Annotated in this window: 1 protein-coding gene; it reads left to right on the forward strand. The window is 69.9% G+C overall.

Annotated elements, in window-relative coordinates; all coding sequences use genetic code 11:
* Positions 1-1,839 (forward strand): RNA helicase (locus I59_RS14435; protein WP_022904474.1); only part of this gene is annotated, 1,839 nt, incomplete at both ends.

Raw genomic sequence — 1,839 nt, forward strand, 5'->3', positions numbered from 1 at the left:
CGCGGCCGGCGCCCACTTCGGCGCGCTCGCCGAGGGGAAGCGGAGCTACTACACGGCGCCGATCAAGCCCCTCGTCTCCGAGAAGTTCTTCCAGCTCGTCGACCTCTTCGGCGCGCAGAACGTCGGCATGGTGACCGGCGACTCGAGCGTCAACGCGGACGCCCCGATCGTGTGCTGCACGGCCGAGATCCTCGCGAACCTCGCGCTCCGGCAGGGCCCCGACGCCGAGGTCGACGTCGTCGTCATGGACGAGTTCCACTTCTACGGCGACCCCGACCGCGGGTGGGCGTGGCAGGTCCCGCTGCTCGTGCTGGAGCGGGCGCAGTTCCTCCTCATGTCCGCCACGCTCGGTGACGTCACCACCATCGCCGACGACCTCTCCCGACGGACCGGACGGCCGACGGCCCGCGTGACCGGCGTCTCGCGGCCGGTGCCGCTGTCCTACGAGTACGTCATGACGCCCGTGCAGGAGACCGTCGAACGGCTGCTCGAGGAGGGCAAGGCCCCGGTCTACATCGTCCACTTCGCCCAGGCGGCCGCGCTCGAGCGGGCGCAGGCGCTCCTCTCCGCCCGCGTCGCCAGTCGCGAGCGTCGCGACGAGATCGCCGCGGCCATCGCGGGCTTCCGCTTCAGTGCCGGGTTCGGGCAGACCCTCTCCAAGCTCATCCGCGCGGGCATCGGCGTCCACCACGCGGGCATGCTGCCGAAGTACCGGAGGCTCGTCGAGCAGCTCGCGCAGCGGGGACTCCTGCCGGTCATCTGCGGCACGGACACCCTCGGCGTCGGCATCAACGTGCCGATCCGCGCCGTGCTGTTCACCGGCCTGACGAAGTTCGACGGGACGAAGATGCGGCAGCTCTCCGCACGCGAGTTCCACCAGATCGCCGGACGTGCAGGCCGCGCCGGGTACGACACCGAGGGCGACGTCGTCGCCGAGGCGCCGGAGCACGACATCGAGAACGCCCGCGCGATCGCGAAGGCCGGGGACGACCCCAAGAAGAAGGGGAAGATCAAGCGCAAGAAGGCCCCGGACGGGTTCGTCTCGTGGGGGCAGGCCTCCTTCGAGAAGCTCATCGCGGCCGAGCCCGAGCCGATGGTGTCCCGCATGCGGATCACGCACGCGATGGTGCTGTCCGTCGTGGCGCGCGGCGGTTCCCCCTTCGAGGACGTCCGGTCGCTCGTGTTCGACAACCACGAGCCCCGGGCCCGGCAACTCGCGATGGCCCGGCGGGCCCTCACGATCGCGCGGACGCTCATCAACGCCCGGGTGATCGAGAAGGTCGACGGCGAGTACCGGTTGACGGTCGACGTCGCACCGAACTTCGCGCTCAACCAGCCGCTGTCGCCGTTCGCCCTCGCCGCGTTCGAGCTGCTCGACCCGGAGTCACCGACCTACGCGCTCGACATGGTGTCGATCGTCGAGGCGACCCTCGACGACCCGCGGGCGATCCTCGCGCAGCAGCAGTTCAAGGAGCGCGGCGAAGAGGTCGCCCGCATGAAGCGCGAGGGCATCGAGTACGAGGAGCGGATGGAGCTGCTCGAGGAGGTCACCTGGCCCAAGCCGCTCGACGAGCTGCTGACGGCCGCCTACGAGGCCTACGCCGCCGAACAGCCGTGGGTCCTCGACTTCCAGCTCTCGCCCAAGGCGGTCGTCCGGGACATGTACGAGCGCGCCATGACCTTCGGCGACTTCGTGCGGTTCTACCAGCTCACCCGCTCCGAGGGACTCGTCCTCCGCTACCTGTCGGACGCCTACCGCACCATGCGCCAAACGATCACCGAGGAACAGCGCACCTCCGAGCTCGACGACCTCATCGAGTGGCTCGGCGAGGTCGTCAA

Origin of the sequence: Curtobacterium sp. B8, assembly GCF_000333315.1 — a bacterium.
In the GTDB taxonomy this organism is placed as follows: domain Bacteria; phylum Actinomycetota; class Actinomycetes; order Actinomycetales; family Microbacteriaceae; genus Curtobacterium; species Curtobacterium luteum.